This is a genomic window from Affinundibacterium macrobrachii, assembly GCF_014652415.1.
In the GTDB taxonomy this organism is placed as follows: Bacteria; Pseudomonadota; Gammaproteobacteria; order Burkholderiales; family Burkholderiaceae_D; genus Undibacterium; species Undibacterium macrobrachii.
This window is the reverse complement of record NZ_BMYT01000003.1, coordinates 16,472-33,263: the sequence shown is the minus strand read 5'-3', so window position 1 is coordinate 33,263 and position 16,792 is coordinate 16,472. Positions and strand designations below refer to the sequence as shown.

At 44.6% G+C, this 16,792-nt stretch carries 13 protein-coding genes; 6 read left to right on the top strand and 7 right to left on the bottom strand.

Annotation, left to right across the window (positions count from 1 at the left end):
• Positions 1 to 216: 216 nt before the first annotated feature.
• The 6 genes from IE103_RS09135 to IE103_RS09110 all read left to right on the top strand — a co-directional run bounded on the left by IE103_RS09135 (position 217) and on the right by IE103_RS09110 (position 9,188).
• A complete protein-coding gene (locus IE103_RS09135) occupies positions 217 to 3,138 on the top strand; it encodes a ribonucleoside-diphosphate reductase subunit alpha (protein WP_189345835.1) in 2,922 nt (973 codons plus the stop codon).
• Positions 3,139 to 3,287: 149 nt separating this feature from the next.
• Positions 3,288 to 4,490 carry a ribonucleotide-diphosphate reductase subunit beta gene (locus tag IE103_RS09130; RefSeq protein WP_189345834.1) on the top strand — a complete coding sequence of 401 codons (1,203 nt, stop codon included), beginning with the start codon at positions 3,288 to 3,290 and terminating at the stop codon, positions 4,488 to 4,490.
• A gap of 522 nt (positions 4,491 to 5,012) precedes the next feature.
• A complete protein-coding gene (locus IE103_RS09125; RefSeq protein WP_189345833.1) occupies positions 5,013 to 5,870 on the top strand; it encodes a hypothetical protein in 858 nt (285 codons plus the stop codon).
• Positions 5,871 to 5,957: 87 nt separating this feature from the next.
• Positions 5,958 to 6,512: a YggT family protein gene (locus IE103_RS09120; RefSeq protein ID WP_189345832.1), complete on the top strand. Its 555-nt coding sequence runs from the start codon at positions 5,958 to 5,960 to the stop codon at positions 6,510 to 6,512.
• 66 nt (positions 6,513 to 6,578) lie between these two features.
• Entirely contained in the window at positions 6,579 to 8,018 is a 1,440-nt protein-coding gene (locus IE103_RS09115; protein WP_229827197.1) for a DUF4139 domain-containing protein, read from the top strand.
• A gap of 231 nt (positions 8,019 to 8,249) precedes the next feature.
• The gene (locus tag IE103_RS09110; protein WP_189345830.1) at positions 8,250 to 9,188 is read left to right on the top strand and encodes a DHH family phosphoesterase; all 939 of its coding nucleotides are present in this window, start codon (positions 8,250 to 8,252) and stop codon (positions 9,186 to 9,188) included.
• Between the two features lie 107 nt (positions 9,189 to 9,295).
• On the opposite strand, the gene IE103_RS09105 is transcribed toward IE103_RS09110, so the two are convergent.
• The 7 genes from IE103_RS09105 to IE103_RS09075 all read right to left on the bottom strand — a co-directional run bounded on the left by IE103_RS09105 (position 9,296) and on the right by IE103_RS09075 (position 16,782).
• Positions 9,296 to 10,636: a hypothetical protein gene (locus IE103_RS09105; protein ID WP_189345829.1), complete on the bottom strand. Its 1,341-nt coding sequence runs from the start codon at positions 10,634 to 10,636 to the stop codon at positions 9,296 to 9,298.
• A gap of 144 nt (positions 10,637 to 10,780) precedes the next feature.
• On the bottom strand, positions 10,781 to 11,668 hold the full coding sequence (locus tag IE103_RS09100; RefSeq protein WP_189345828.1) for a hypothetical protein: 888 nt from the start codon (positions 11,666 to 11,668) through the stop codon (positions 10,781 to 10,783).
• Between the two features lie 420 nt (positions 11,669 to 12,088).
• Positions 12,089 to 12,742, bottom strand: coding sequence for a glutathione S-transferase family protein (locus IE103_RS09095; protein ID WP_189345827.1), 654 nt, complete (start codon positions 12,740 to 12,742; stop codon positions 12,089 to 12,091).
• A gap of 259 nt (positions 12,743 to 13,001) precedes the next feature.
• Positions 13,002 to 13,550, bottom strand: a complete 549-nt coding sequence (locus IE103_RS09090) for a DUF3455 domain-containing protein (protein ID WP_189345826.1) — start codon at positions 13,548 to 13,550, stop codon at positions 13,002 to 13,004.
• Positions 13,551 to 13,731: 181 nt separating this feature from the next.
• Entirely contained in the window at positions 13,732 to 14,667 is a 936-nt protein-coding gene (locus IE103_RS09085) for a CE1 family esterase (RefSeq protein WP_229827196.1), read from the bottom strand.
• A gap of 147 nt (positions 14,668 to 14,814) precedes the next feature.
• Positions 14,815 to 16,071, bottom strand: a complete 1,257-nt coding sequence (locus IE103_RS09080; RefSeq protein WP_189345825.1) for a sensor histidine kinase — start codon at positions 16,069 to 16,071, stop codon at positions 14,815 to 14,817.
• A 27-nt stretch (positions 16,072 to 16,098) separates the two neighbouring features.
• Positions 16,099 to 16,782, bottom strand: a complete 684-nt coding sequence (locus IE103_RS09075; protein WP_189345824.1) for a response regulator transcription factor — start codon at positions 16,780 to 16,782, stop codon at positions 16,099 to 16,101.
• Between the last annotated feature and the right edge of the window lie 10 nt (positions 16,783 to 16,792).

Sequence of the window (16,792 nt, the reverse complement as noted above, 5' to 3'; positions counted from 1 at the left end):
AATTTGTCGTTTATCTGAATTCAAATAAGCATGAGCCGAAGTTGAAATTGAGGTTGATGATTGTTTGACCTCAGGCAGTACGGTAGTTTGAGTAAATTCCGCAGTACCCGAGCAGATATTCACTTTAGTTTGACGAATCACTCTGATGTGTCAATCGATAACTAAAGTTCGACGCTCAATTTTGACATTTAATAAGACCCTAAACCTGGAGGCGAAATGCACTCTTCATTAGAAATATCACCATCCCAAGCATTTGATGCAGCAGCGGCACAAGCAAGTTTGGAAATGCGTTCAACTGTTCCAACTGCGAGTTTTAGCGACTATCGAATCATTCGTCGTAACGGCGCCGTCGTTGGTTTTGAGCCGTCTAAAATTGCGATTGCGGTAACGAAAGCATTTTTGGCTGTGAATGGCGGCCAAGGTGCTGCATCGGCAAGAATTCGTGAGTTGGTTGAACAGTTAACTTCTAATGTCGTCAATGCATTGATGCGCCGTCAGCCCAATGGTGGCACTTTCCATATTGAAGATATCCAAGATCAAGTTGAATTGGCCTTGATGCGCTCTGGTGAACATGATGTAGCGCGCGCCTATGTGTTATATCGCGCCAAACGCATGGAAGAGCGTCGTCAACAGTTAGAAGCGCAAGCAGCGGGCAAGTCCGATGCAGCGGCACCACAAATTCACGTCATCGTAGATGGTCGTCCGCAAGTGCTAGAAGTAGCGCAAGTGCGCGCCTTGATTTCTGCTGCTTGTGTTGGTCTAGAGTCTTTGGTGGATGCAGAAGCGATTCTGATCGAAACTTTAAAGAATTTGTATGACGGCGTCCCTGTAGAAGAATTGCATAAATCGGCGATTTTGGCGGCACGTGCGATGATGGAAAAAGAACCAGCATACAGCCAAGTTACTGCACGTTTGTTGTTGCATACAGTTCGTAAAGAAGTGTTCAAACGTGAAGTGGCGCAAAAAGATGCCGCAGATGAATACGTAGAATACTTCCCAAAATTTATCAAAAAAGGGATTGAAGCTGGTTTACTGGATGCCAAATTAGCGCAATTTGATTTGAAACGTTTGGCAAAAGCCTTGGTCGCTGATCGTGATTTGCAATTTGGTTACATCGGCTTGCAGACTTTGTATGATCGCTATTTCTTGCATGTTCGCGATATCCGTATTGAAATGCCGCAAGCGTTTTACATGCGTGTAGCAATGGGCTTGGCCTTAAACGAGATCGATCGCGAAGCTCGTGCGATTGAATTCTATAACTTGTTGTCGACTTTCGACTTCATGAGTTCAACACCAACACTATTTAATAGTGGCACGCAACGCTCACAATTGTCGTCTTGCTACTTGACTACAGTTGCCGATGATCTCGATGGCATCTACGAAGCGATCAAAGAAAATGCCTTGTTGGCGAAATATGCAGGTGGCTTAGGTAATGACTGGACCCCAGTGCGCTCTTTAGGTGCGCACATCAAAGGGACGAATGGTAAATCACAAGGTGTGGTGCCGTTCTTAAAAGTGGTGAACGATACCGCCGTCGCGGTAAACCAAGGTGGTAAGCGTAAAGGTGCAGTCTGCGCTTATCTCGAAACTTGGCATATGGACGTTGAAGAATTTTTGGAATTGCGTAAAAACACCGGTGATGATCGTCGTCGTACGCATGACATGAACACTTCCAACTGGATTCCAGATTTGTTCATGAAACGTGTGATGGAAAAAGGCGAGTGGACTTTGTTCTCACCGTCTGACGTACCTGATCTGCATGATAAGTTCGGTAAGGCATTCGAAGAAGCGTATACAGCATATGAAGCAAAGGCAGCTTCTGGTGAAATCAAGTTGTCTAAAAAAGTACCGGCTTTAGATCTGTGGCGCAAAATGTTGTCGATGTTGTTTGAAACTGGTCATCCATGGATCACGTTCAAAGATCCTTGCAATATCCGCTCACCGCAGCAGCATGTTGGTGTTGTGCATAGTTCGAACTTGTGTACAGAAATTACACTAAACACCAATGATAGTGAAATCGCGGTCTGTAACTTGGGTTCCGTCAACATGCCAGCCCATATGAAAGATGGCAAGTTGGATCACGAAAAACTTAAACGTACTATCACGACGGCAATGCGCATGTTGGATAACGTGATTGATATTAATTACTATGCAGTGAAGAAGGCGCGTGATTCTAACTTGCGTCATCGTCCAGTTGGTTTGGGTATCATGGGTTTCCAAGACTGCTTGCATATGATGCGTATTCCTTACGCATCGATGGATGCGGTGCAGTTTGCTGATACATCGATGGAAGCAGTGTGCTACTACGCGTATTTGGCTTCGACAGAATTAGCACAAGAGCGCGGTCGTTATAGTTCTTATACAGGTTCCTTGTGGGATCGCGGTATTTTGCCGCAGGATTCTGTGAAGTTATTGGCACAAGAACGCGGCGGTTATTTGGAAGTCGATAGCTCAGAAACAATGGACTGGTCGATTGTGCGTGATCGTATTAAGCAATACGGTATGCGTAACTCTAATTGTGTAGCAATTGCACCGACCGCGACGATCTCTAATATTATCGGTGTCTCAGCCTGTATTGAGCCTACTTATCAAAACTTGTACGTGAAATCGAACCTGTCTGGTGAATTCACTGAAATCAATGAACACTTGGTGCGTGATTTGAAAGAACGTGGCTTGTGGGATGACGTGATGATTTCTGATCTCAAATACTTTGACGGTAGCTTGGCAAAGATCGATCGTATTCCAGAAGATCTGCGTGAGTTATATGCGACGGCATTTGAAATTAGCCCAACATGGTTGGTAGAAGCGGCTTCACGCCGTCAAAAGTGGATCGATCAAGCGCAGTCTTTGAATATCTACATGGCTGGTGCTTCAGGTAAGAAGTTGGACGAAACTTATAAGCTGGCTTGGTTGCGCGGTTTAAAAACCACGTATTACTTGCGTACGATCGGTGCGACCCATACTGAAAAATCCACTAGTAAGACAGGTGCTTTGAACGCAGTAGCAGTTGACGGTGGTCATGGCAGCTATGCGGCAAGTGCAGAAGTTAGTGCATTGCCCGCGGTTGAAGCCGAGGGAGCTGCATGTTACTTGCGTCCAGGTGATCCAGGTTTTGAAGAATGCGAAGCCTGCCAGTAAGTGTTGCAAATAAGTGCTGCAAATTAGCGCTGTAAGCATTGTTTGATCACGGTAGTTGATCACTGCATGATGTGCTGCGGTGATCAACTTCGCTGAACAAACTTGCACTGAACCGAATTTAGCAAAATTTAACAAATAAGGAATGTCACATGCTTTCATGGGATGATGAAGTCGCACCAGCGGCACCGGCACCACGTCCGGCCATGCAACCACCAGCACCAGCAGGTGTTGCCAATCAATTTGATCAATATCAAACGCGTATGCAAACGCAAGATGTGGCTTTGAATCCAGCCTTGGTAACCAAGCCTGTTGTCGTGAGCGCAGAAGATATTGGCCGTCGTGTTAACGCCGCGGACAAGCGGATTATCAACGGACAGACCGATGTGAACCAGCTGGTTCCGTTTAAATATAAATGGGCTTGGGATAAATATTTGGCGGGTTGCGCTAACCATTGGATGCCACAAGAGATCAATATGCAGCGTGATATCGAGCTGTGGAAAAATCCAAATGGTTTGACTGAAGATGAACGTCGTTTGGTTAAACGTAATCTCGGATTTTTTGTCACCGCGGATTCTTTAGCTGCGAATAATATTGTGCTCGGCACCTATCGTCACATCACTGCGCCAGAATGTCGCCAATATTTATTGCGTCAAGCATTTGAAGAAGCGATTCATACGCATGCATACCAGTACATCGTTGAATCACTTGGTTTAGATGAGGCAGAGATCTTCAATGCATACAACGAAGTTGAATCGATTCGCGATAAAGATCAGTTCTTGATTCCATTCATCGATGTATTGACGAACCCGGAATTCAAGACGGGCACTACGGAAGCGGACCAAACACTATTGCGCTCTTTGATCGTTTTTGCGTGTTTGATGGAAGGTCTTTTCTTCTACGTTGGCTTCACACAAATTCTTGCGCTTGGTCGTCAGAATAAAATGATGGGCGCTGCGGAACAATACCAGTACATCTTGCGTGATGAATCGATGCACTGCAATTTCGGAATCGATTTGATCAACACGATCAAAATGGAAAATCCACATTTGTGGACTGCTGCATTTCGCGACGAAATTAAATCGTTGTTTTTACGTGCGGTTGAGTTGGAATATCGTTACGCAGAGGATACAATGCCGCGAGGAGTACTCGGCTTGAATGCGCCTATGTTTAAAGGCTATTTACGATTCATCGCAAATCGTCGCGCACAACAAATCGGTCTGGATGTTTTGTTCCCACAAGAAGAAAATCCTTTCCCGTGGATGAGCGAAATGATCGACTTGAAAAAAGAGCGAAACTTCTTTGAGACTCGTGTCATCGAATATCAAACAGGTGGCGCACTCAATTGGGAATAAATCATTAGAATCAATTTTTGTAGTCGAAAGTGTTCAAGACAAAAAATCGTAAAGACAGTAAAATGCGACCAAAGTAATTGAACAAGAAAGGCTTCACAAAACTGAATGAACTTTTTAGACTCATTCGATGTGGTAAGTTTAGATAGCGCGACCCCAGCGAGACTGGGTGTTGCGCTTTTGTGTTTGGAAAATCCGAAATGCAATTGGCAAACTATTTGTGAGCTGAAAAGCGGATTTAAGAGCAATTTGAAATAAAGAATTCCAGCGCTAGTGTTTTATAAATAGCGTTTTGGCTGTTGTCATCAAGTGTTAAGGTCTGCCTGTAGTGAAGAATAAAAAAGGGCAAACGACAAAGCCATATGACCGTCTTATTCTGCAGCGGGAGTGAATAAGATAGTCGGTGCCGAATTCATTAGCGCAACCAGATGTCATGTTTGTGCCGATGAATAATCCGCTTACTAGAAAGAGAGCGGATTTTAACTTTAATCTGATTTTTTCCGACTAACGTGAAGGAGAAACAAAATGGCAACAGCACCCGAAGCCAAGAAAGCAGCAGCTAAGCCTGCAGCAAAACCGGCGGCAAAAAAAGCAGCAGCAAAACCTGCTGCAAAACCAGCAGCGAAAAAAGTAGCAGCGAAAGCAGCAGCTAAGCCAGCAGCGAAAGCGGCGGCAAAACCAGCAGCTAAGCCAGCAGCGAAAAAAGTAGCAGCGAAACCAGCAGCTAAGCCAGCAGCGAAAAAAGCGGCAGCAAAACCAGCAGCTAAGCCAGCAGCGAAAAAAGTAGCGGCGAAACCAGCAGCTAAGCCAGCAGCGAAAAAAGCGGCAGCGAAACCAGCAGCTAAGCCAGCAGCAAAAAAAGTAGCGGCGAAACCAGCAGCTAAGCCAGCAGCAAAAAAAGTAGCGGCGAAACCAGCAGCTAAGCCAGCAGCGAAAAAAGCGGCAGCGAAACCAGCAGCTAAGCCAGCAGCAAAAAAAGTAGCGGCAAAACCAGCAGCTAAGCCAGCAGCAAAAAAAGTAGCAGCGAAACCAGCAGCTAAGCCAGCAGCCAAAAAAGCGGCAGCAAAACCAGCAGCTAAGCCAGCAGCGAAAAAAGCAGCAGCAAAACCAGCAGCTAAGCCAGCAGCGAAAAAAGTAGCAGCGAAGCCAGCAGCGAAAAAAGCAGCAGCGAAACCAGCAGCTAAGCCAGCAGCAAAAAAAGCGGCGGCTAAGCCAGCCGCAAAAAAGGCCGCAGCGAAACCAGCAGCGAAACCAGCAGCAAAGAAAGCGGCTAAACCAGCGGCTGCAAAGCCAGCTGCAGCAGCGGCAGCACCAGCAGAAGCAAAGACAGTTGTCAGCCCAACGGCAGCTTGGCCTTTCCCAACTGGTACACGTCCAGCGTAATCTTCTTACTTGGACGCCTGGTTTTATTCAGGCACAATACCCACTGTGTGTTAATCACCCAGTGGGTTTTTTTTTGAGGAAGCATCCATGTTTTATGAATTGTTTGGATTTGTGATCGAAATCCTTGCAGGTATTTTTGCCGGTTTTTTGTTATTGCGATTTTGGATGCAAGCTTTACGATTGCGACCACCTAGTTCTTTGGGACAGGCGATTTATCAATTAACAGATTGGTTGGTCAAGCCGATACGAAGATTAGTCCCAGGCTTTGGTGGATTAGATTGGGCAAGTTTGATTGCCGCTTTTTTAGTTGCAATGGTTTCCATTCTCTTGGAGTTGCTATTTGGCGGCCAATTGAATATTGCTGTAGTGATGTTGGCTTCTTTGTTACGCTTGGTTCAATGGATACTATATGGCTTAATGGCCTTGCTTGTACTAGAAGCGATTTTAAGTTTCGTCAATCCTTATGCACCGCTGGCACCAATCATTCGCGCTTTGAATGAGCCTTTGCTACGACCAATTCGTCGTGTTTTACCAGCGATGGGAGGCATCGATTTTTCTGTCTTAGTTGCATTAATTGTTTTGCAAATACTTAGCCGCGTGTTAATGTCCGTCATCCCAAAGCTCTATTTTTACGTTATGTAATCCTAGTTAGTTAGGGCGCTGAATCACGGTTTGATTCAGTTTGTTCACTTGATGGAAGGAATGAAAATGCGTTATCCACTTAGTTGCGTTTCACTGTTATTAGCATGCTCTGCGAATGTCTACGCGCAGGATACCGAGCAACGTAGTACGTTAAATGATCAGCGTGAAGTCGCTGTGACGATTTATAACGAAAACCTTGCATTGGTAAAAGATCAGCGAAAGATCAATTTGAAGCGTGGGCAAACAGCCTTGGCCTTTCGTGATGTGAGCGCCAAAATGCGTCCCGAAACAGCTTTATTGCGCAGTGTTTCTGCACCAGGTAGCCTTTCAGTCGTCGAGCAAAACTTTGATTTTGATTTGCTGACACCAAGAAAATTATTGGAAAAATATGTAGGCCAAACGGTGACGATTGTGCGCACCCATCCAACCACCGGGCTTGAATCAACGGAAGTCGCGCAAGTCCTAGCGGCCAATGAGGGTGTGGTGATGAAGATCGGCAATCGGATCGAGACCGGTATGCCTGGTCGTATCGTCTACGATGGTGTACCTGCGAATTTACGCGAACGCCCAACGCTGGTGATGTCGCTCAATAATACGAGTAACGCAACGCAAGATGTTGAGTTAAGTTATTTGACGGGTGGCTTGGCTTGGAAAGCAGATTACGTGGTTGAGCTCAATTCCAATGAAGACAAGTTAGATATTTCTGGTTGGGTGACCTTGACGAATACGAGTGGTGCGAGCTATCGGAATGCCAAGTTGCAATTGGTGGCTGGCGATGTCAATCAAGTTCGAGAACGAGTCACGGTGTCAGGTAGTAGAGCGATGCCAATGGCTGCTGCACCAGTCGCTAAAGTGGCCGATATGCAAGAAGAATCGCTGTTTGAATATCATCTATATACGTTGAATCGTCCGACTACCATCGCTGAAAATCAAACCAAGCAAGTTGCACTGTTAGGTGCTTCTGGGGTTCCTGCGCGTAAAGAGTTTTTGTTACAAGGCAGTGATTATTACTATCAATCTGCCTACGGTGACTTAGGACAAAAGATGAAGATTGGTGCCTTCATCGAATTCGACAACAAAGAAAGCGCACAACTTGGAATGCCTTTGCCAAAAGGTGTGATTCGTGTTTATAAGAAAGATAGTAACGGGAATGCACAGTTCATCGGTGAAGATAGGGTAGATCACACACCGAAGAATGAAAAAGTGCGTTTGAAGTTGGGCGATGCATTTGACGTAACCGCAGATAAAAAGCAAACGGATTTCAAGAAGATTGCTGGCACATCTAAATACAATTATGTGTTCGAGAGCGGCTATGAAGTGGTTTTAAAAAATGCGAAGAAAGAAGCGGTCACCGTCACAGTTCAAGAACCGATGCCAGGTGATTGGCAAGTCTTAAGCAGTAATCATCCACACAACAAGGCAAGTAGCAATACCGCGGTTTGGAAAATCACAGTTCCAGCCGAAGGCGCGAGCAAGTTGGTTTATCGTGCGCAAGTGCGTTACTAAAACGGAAACTGCAGCTGCATTTGAAGTTGAACTTAAAGCTAAAATTGAGAGCGTGACCGTCTGAAAAAACTCCATCATTGCGATGGAGTTTTTCTTATGGAAAGCGTTTTTTTAAAGTAAATCAAATCCTTTGAATCTAAACACAACAGCTTAGATTTTCCTCTTAATATTTCTCGAAATCACCAAAACTTTGGAGTAGACTAGAATTCCCTTTTTATCGAGAGGTGGTTCATGTCTGCAACGTCCCCAAAGTATCGTTTGATCACGCGCAGTGACTTTGATGGCTTGGTTTGTGCGGTGTTACTCAAGCATTTACAGCTAATAGATGACATCAAATTCGTGCATCCCAAAGACATGCAAGATGGCAAAGTAGAGGTGAGTGATAGAGATATCACAACCAACCTACCTTTCGTACCCGGCGTACACCTTGCGTTTGATCATCACCTATCCGAAACATTGCGTAATCCCGGCGAACGTAGCAATCATGTGATTCATCCTGACGCACCGTCGGCGGCACGGGTGGTTTATGATCATTATGGTGGGCGACAGGTTTTTCCAGCGGAGTGGGACGATATGATGGCGGCGGTTGATAAAGGGGATGCCGCGCAATTTAATCGCGAAGAAGTCTTAAATCCAGCGAATTGGGATCTATTAAATTTCTTGATGGATGCGCGCACTGGGCTTGGGCGTTTCCGTGAGTTTCGGATTTCAAATTACAACTTGATGATGGACTTAATCGACTATTGTCGAAACCATCGCATTGAGCAAATTATGGAACTACCTGACGTCAAAGAGCGGGTAGAAATTTATCAAGAGCATGCGGCAAAGTGCAAAGAACAAATCAGTCGTTGTGCAAAAGTCGTCGGCAATTTGGTGGTTTTAGATTTACGTAATGAAGAAACCATTTTTGCAGGTAATCGCTTTGTCATTTATGCGATTTATCCAGAGATTAATATCTCGATTCATGTGCTGTGGGGTTTGAAACAGCAGAATACGGTTTTTGCGACAGGTAAGTCGATTTTGAACCGAACATCAAAGACCAATGTTGGCGCTTTGATGTTGGAATATGGCGGTGGTGGTCATGAAAATGCAGGCACTTGCCAAGTTGAAAATGATCAGGCAGAAGCAGTTCTTGCACAGTTAGTTCGACGTATCAACTTAGATGGTTGACCATCTTTGATGATTGCATGTGCGCGCTGATTTCATCGCGGTTGGGCAGAACTAATTTTGAGCTACGTCTGAGCTAGTTCTGTCGATGCCGCATTTTTACTAGCAACTTATTTTGCAGTAGATCCCATGGTTGACGCCTGACGTTTTAAGCTGCAAGCACTCTGCGGAAATGCGCGCCGTGCTTGTTCAGGGTCGAATGCAATTAAGGCCGCTTTGGCTAGCTCAACATCTTTACTAAATTCCTTCAAATGCCGTCGTCTTTCTTCGGTATCCGGTTCCGCATCCGAAAAGCCTTTCAGAGAATAATTTTTTGTTTTATGCGCGGCCGCTTCAATTCTTGAAATTAGAGAGCGATCAGGATCGACGTTTTCTTTGAGTAGATAGCCGTCGATGTCGCGCAGACTCATTGGGAAGTTGGCTTCTTTGTCACGCAATAAATTTCCAGCTGCGCTTAGGCGGATTTCTGTCCGGCCTTGTGGCAGAAGATCATTAAAATTCAGCAGTGCGAACGCTTGGCCTTTTGCATCATCCAATCTAGCATTGACGATGTAGCGACCAGCTTGTCTGACTTCGATAGGCAAATAAAATACTAATTGTCCATTTTCGATGCCATCGCGGATTTTTCCCGCCCAAGTTGCGGGTAGTTCTGGCGAATAGATGACATCGAAAAACAGGCGTCCAGTTTGACCGTTGACTGTGTATTCAATTTCGGTGCGTATCGTGCCGTGAAAGCCTGCCAGACTGGTGTTGGCAGGATGTAATAGAGCACTAGCAATACCATCATTCGCTTGTGCATCGCCGTCACGACCATTGTCAGCGAAGGCTAATGGTAGCTGGCTGCTTGGACGATCGGAATTGAAGTTCAGTCCAGTTGAAAAAGCACGCGTTACAAAGATTGGCAGGCTTTGTTGATTCGCATCCTTGGCTTGTACGCTAAAACTAACGCTCTCATTAGCCGCAAGATACACACGCGATTGGCTAGAACTAATTTGAATTGTCGCATCGGTTTTGCCATCGCGTTTCCGCATAGGGTGTTGTTCTGTGATTGCTTGATTTGGATAAATCTGATCAGGATGTTCGTCGATGGGCCGTGAACTTAATGGATACTTACTGGCTTCACGATAACTACATAAAGTATGGTCGACCTCTTCAAGTTGGCTGACTAATTTTTTTCTGAGTTCTTCGCGATCAGCGATGGCGATTGGTAATGTACTTATGGATGTTGTCGTAACTTGTGCGGTTTTCACCGCTTGTTGGGTGGGCAGATTGTTAGCTGCTTGTGATCGCTCAACGCGAAAGAAATTATTCCAAATTAAGTAGGTCAGCAGTACAGCGAATACGCTGATCAAGCTCAGTACTAGCTTTGAGTTGTACCAAGCTGGAGAGTTAGCTTGGACAGCAGGTGCATCGTTTTTCTTGTTGCTTGATTTGGATTGCGTAGGTTTCACTTGGGCTGGACGGGCTTAATTGGTGTGTTGAACTTGAATTGCGTACGAATTGCCGACTAAATCACGGCGTATAGTTTTAAAACAGGATGCCAGCTTGAGTAGGCTCGCATCCTGTTGATGTTGTGGTTGATATCGTTAAACTAGCTACAGCGCACTATTCACAACCGCCGTTCGCACGACGGAAATAATTCCTAGCCAGTTGCCGCTCGCATAGTGGTTGTAGGCTTCGTTATCGTCGCGGAACACAACTGAGTGATAAGCCCATTTAGCTGAACCGCCTTCGTTTGCAGCGGTACCCATGGTCAAATCATTGCACAACCAATCGCTAGGATTGCACAACGAGCGTCCTGCACTACCTGCCACACCACCTGTACTGTGATAGGAGACCGCTTCATCATCTTGACCAGGTAAGATGCCAGAATAAACGGTGCCTTTAGCTCCTGCATACATATAGAACCACACATTCGCAGTGCTATTGTGGTTATACATCGCACGTGCTGTCGTCGTTTTTAAGTCTTTAACCAAAGGTTCGCTTAGCGCCCATGAGCCTGCATCAGACAATTCGGAGCCGCCGCCAGCACCAGATGCTGCGCGCACCCATTTGATATTCCAACCAGTTTGTGCGGTACCGTCTGAATTACTGCATTGGCCGCTAGAATTGGCGACTGCGTTTTTCTTCATACGGGATGAGCTGCCATAATTTGCCAGCGTATAACCCATCATTAAGTCGCCCGCGCTATGTGTGGCGATGTAGCACCAATTGTTTCCCGTGCAAAAGCAATCCAAGGCATCGCGAATTTTTCCGTTCTGTGATGCGATGCTGTTATAACCATCCCAATTGACTGCCTTTTTATTGACACCAGCGGCAGTTGACGCTGGTCCCCAATAAGTGAAACTAGCGTAATTACCAACTACACCACCGCCGCCACGACCATTGACCCATAGTGTGTAATTTTCCGCGCTGGCGATATTGGCAAGTAATGTACTGCTGAGTAAAAATAAAGAAACAAGTAAACGTTTGAACTTCATCATGCGACTCCCATTGAGACCAACCTGAATGAAAAAACGAGAACACTAGACGTCTGCTTTGTTTTATCGCCTAGTGACAAGATGACCGCTTGATATTGTGGTGAAGCGATCAGCGCCGCGTCGATTTGAATGCAAGTGGTCTGCAGCGGATTATCAAAATCACCGCATGCAGGGTCAATTTGCGATGCAACAAAAAAGCACGCCGAAAACAGCAACAATAGAATGAAAAACGACTAGCTTAGCTATGAGAGCTTGATGATTAATCTCAATTAGAGATTTCTCTCTAAACGAATTTTGGGTCTTGAAAGTGTTGGAAATTTAGAACAAACCTTGTCACTGATATCGCTGTGGAGATTGCCGCAAACTTGGAATTGAGTAGGCAAAGAAGAGTGGAAAGAAGCAATTTTCCACTCTACTAGATAATTAATAGTAAGGTGCGCTAATACCTTCTTGTGCCAAGCTATCCTGAATGGAGCGGCGTTCGAACATGCTTTGTAAGTAAGGTTTTAAGTGTGGATATTCGCGCGCTGGTTTGGTCATGCCACGCGTCCATCGACATAGCATGAATAAAAATAGATCCGCGCAACTGAGTTCATGACCTAGCAGATAATTGCCTGCTGTCTTGCTCAGTTGGGTGTCGATATAACTCAGCATAGATGCGACGCGTTGTTCCGCATGCGCCTTCACTTGCGCTGCGCCCGCAGCATCTTCGCTTAAACGCTCAGGATAGAAATAACTCAGCAATTCAGCCTGCAAGGTATTGGATAAATACAGCATCCACTGATAAAGCTGTGCTCGTTCCGCTGTACCAGGGGCAGGATTAAAATGCGTAGCTTGTTGAGTATCTGTATATTTTTCAATCAGGTACAAACAAATCGCTGCACTCTCGCTGAGATGAAGGTCGCCGTCAATCATAAAAGGAATTTTGCCTTTAGGATTTAGTTGCAAGTAGGCAGCTTCTTGATGTTGTTGTTTTGCTGTGTCGACTAGGATTAATTCATAAGCTAACCCTAATTCTTCTAACAAAAAATGCGGGGCAAGGCACGCAGTGCCAGGGGAATAGTAGAGCTGGATCATGTAATCATCTTTCTGGATATAAGTTCCAATTTATTGGCGCAATTGCAAAGTTATTATATTTTCGTATGGTCTAAGAATCGACTTTATAAAGCTCTGCTACTAAGAAAAAAGCCGAGAATAGTGGTTTTCTCGGCTTCATATTCTGGATCTAAATTTTCCTCAATATATTAATTTAAATACATTTTTTTAGAGTGTCGATGCGAAATAGCTCACAAAAATTAAATATCCATTTTAATATAAATCAAATCGACGATTTGTGTTAGTTGGCTTTATAGAATAAATAATCCGCCTGATATTTCACTAATACTTTTGCGCCCAAATTATCAATTGAGCAGCTTTCAGTGGGAGCAATTCCTCCTACCGTATTTAAGCGCTGGATATAGGTAATTCCTGTCAGCATACCACTGTTAGTACCATCAAGTAGGGTATCGACTTTGACCAATTGTAAGGGAATGGCGGTCGGTGATGCAGGAGCAGTTGCTATCTGCTTGCCAGAAATCTTACTTCCGTCATTTGACTCCCATGTTGGGCCTCCATAATATCTGCCAACCACCATACCGTTTTTGTCGCTTAGTAACGCATTCGGTCCTGTAAATACCCATTCATAGGTAACATTGCTATTGGCTTTGACTCGACATTCATAATTTAAATCTCCAGATCCGACAGCCACCATTACTAACTGATTTCCACTCGGCACAGTGATGGCAGGCGGTGTATTTGGTGCAATTAATGTAGCGCTACAAGCACTCAGTGAAATTAGCAGGCAAGCTGCAGTGGCTATAGGTAAAATCTGAGTTGTTCGTTTCATGTGAATCTCCAATGGTAAAAGAATAAGTGCGCTCATGATTTAACAAGAACGCGATTGAATTACTTATTCATATACGCATCTGCTAATGAATTGGATTCAAACAACAGATAATTTAGAATAGGATATTGAACATAAAGCCCCTTCGAAAACCAAACAAATTAATTAGCTCTCTTACTCTAAGTCAACGTCTGTGCTTTTGAAAGAATTGCCAGATCACTTCGTTTAAGTTGATGTCATTGGAAGTCTTACCAATAGGTAGGCCGATATTGAAAGGATCTGCTCCCGCCCAGGTATGGCCACCTTGATGAACACTGACTAAACTTGTTTGAAAAGCTCCGGCCTTGTTTTCTAAGATATCGACTTCGGTTCCATCATTCGGATCACGGTTGATGTATCGCTTGGTATCCAATGATGTATCTCGTGCTTTGCCGGTGTTTTGTTGTATCCAATATTCGTAGCTGGCAATTGCAGACAGATAGCCTTCTGCTTTGCCTGTATAGGCGACTACTTGATCTGCCGTTCCCATTACTATCATGACACCGACCGGTTTTTTCTCACCGCGCGGTGTTTTATTTTTCTCGACAGGTATCGGCAAGCTAGCGCCAACAGAGGCAACTGCCGCGAATCGATGCGACAGTTCGGCCGCTAAACGTTGCGCGAAGAAACCACCGCGCGATAAGCCTGTGGCATAGATTCTCGAAGTATCAATTCGCAGATTCTTTTCTAATTGATTCAATAAACTATCGGTAAAACCAACATCGTCAGTCCCTTCATGATACGACGTGCCAAAGCCCACATTCCAGTCCTGTTTGCCGACATTGCCCAATCCTTGTGGATATACCATGATGAAATCAAACTGCTCAGCGGTTTTATTCATTTGTGTGTAGAGCATTTGTTCGCGCATGCTCATACCGCCACCATGAAAATTTAAAACTAATGGGTATTTTTTATCAGGATTATTGACATACGACGCTGGTGTATAAACGATGTAACGTCGTTTTTCTTCTTTGTGTGTTAATCCTATTTCCTGCGCAATGGCAGCAGTCGATGCGAGCGATAAACCTGTGATTACACTGATAGTTAGTATTGCGCGTAACATTAGTTGAAGTGATTTCATACATTTCCTTTACCTAGATTGAGTAAGTTAATGCATAGCGCAAAATTCAGCCGCTCACGGGTTTTTGCAGCGGATTGTCGCCATACATAGTCAACTAAGTGTAGGGAAATGCCTGTGAAATTTAGGTGAAATTATCGAACTAATTTCTTAGCTGATTGAGTTAAAACCAACGCGCACCTCGAAGTAGTTTGCACTGTGTTGGAACTCGATAGACCACTCTAGTGCTTGTGCGATACGTGTCAGTAAATTTTTACCGTGAGTAAAACCACTAGTCTGCGTGGGCGATGAAGCGTGAATTGTATTCGCAATCATTAACTGATCTGCATCAATGCGAATACGAATCAGAACCTGTTGACCACCATGAAATAAGGCATTGTTGAGCAGGTTATTGAATAACAATGTGAGTAGCGTTGGGTTTGCCATGACGAAGATATTTTTCTCAAACATCGCTTCATCAAATTCGAGGCTGAACTGTCGTTGATGGGCTTGTGCGGTTTTTTCTAGATTCAAGATTGCGTGTTCTAAATGCGCTTGCAAGTTAGTTTGTTCCAGTGCCAGATTTTCTGCGCGTGCTAGCGCTAGTAATATCGTCAAAGTCTGATCAATCTCGGTCATGGATGCGCTAAGTAATTGCCGATCATCTTGGCTCCAGTTTGCCTTGCTATCAGTTTGTAATAAATTTTTAATGATGGTAACCGGCGTTCTTAGCTCGTGACTGATATCGCGTGTGAACAAGCTTTCTCGTTGCAAGGCGGCTTGTAATGACTGCAAACTTTGGCTTAGGGTTTGCGCCAAAAATCCAATTTCATCGACGCGCTGCGATGCGGTAAATTTTCCATGAAGTTGATTATTGATTCCGTCTTTGATTTCTTCATTCAATTGCACAAGCGGTGCCGCGATATGTTTTGCCAAACGATATGCCAATAGCAAAGCACCAGCCAGCATGAAAATCGCAACAAACATCATGAAATCAGCCAAGTTTTTTGATAAATTGCCGACTACCAAAAACGGGCTTACTTCCGCAACAAGGTAGGGACCTTGGCTATCTTTACTTAAACGCATCACGTGAAAGTGCGTTTGTTCATGCGTAAAGACTTCTGCTCGCGTTCTATTGTGTTGATTCGCTTCTTGTACTTCGGATTTTAATGGTTCAGCTAATTGCTCTAGTGATGGAACCATTTGCATGAAACCCATGCGCGGCTGTTTCCAAGTTGCGGTCTTTGTGTAGTGTTCTTGTAGATGCTTCGCTTCGTGATTCAAGATGCTTTCAAGTACAGTATCTTCCGTGACATAAGCAATCAAGACCGCGACGCCGGTATAACTCACACACAAAAAAAGTGTGAAGCTAGCGAGGGCGACAAACAATTGTCGTTTGATACTGGTGTTGAGTTTTGCGAATATCATTCGGTGCTTTGTTGATCTGTTGGCTTTTTAAATTGGCGCAATCAATTGATAACCAAGATTATGTACAGTGCGTACCAGATCGTGTCCAGCAGCATTTTCGAGTTGCTTGCGTAAGCTGTAGATGTGCGATTTCAAAGCATCACTTTGAGGTGGGGCGTCGCCCCAGATTTCATGCAAGATGTGCGAGCGACTGACTGCATCTGGATATTTTTGTGCGAGTAGTAGCAGAATCTTAAAACCAACTTGGGTTAGTGCAAGGCTCCGATCCGCATAATCTGCGCGCATGTCGCGTACCAATAATCGTAAGCGGCCAATCTGAATTTCTTGTTTTAGATGTAATTGCTGTCGACGACTTAATGCTTCACAACGTAAAGCCACTTCCCGAAAATCGAATGGCTTGCTTAGGTAATCATCGGCACCCATTGAGAAGCCACGCGCCTTATCTTCAAATGCATCACGCGCGGTCAGCATTAATATGGGGACATTGCTAGGTGCTTGCGCTTTGATTTGTTGGCACACTTGAAAACCATCAATATCTGGCAAATTGAGATCGAGTAACACAACATCGAAATGTTCTTTGCTGGCGAGTTGTACAGCGAGCTTGCCTTCACTCGCAAAATCTACCTGCCACTGCAAGCCAGCCAAAAAATCACCTAGTTGCTTGGCGATGTGTGGATTATCTTCAACGATTAATAGCTTGAGTGGTTTCAAAGTGAATCAG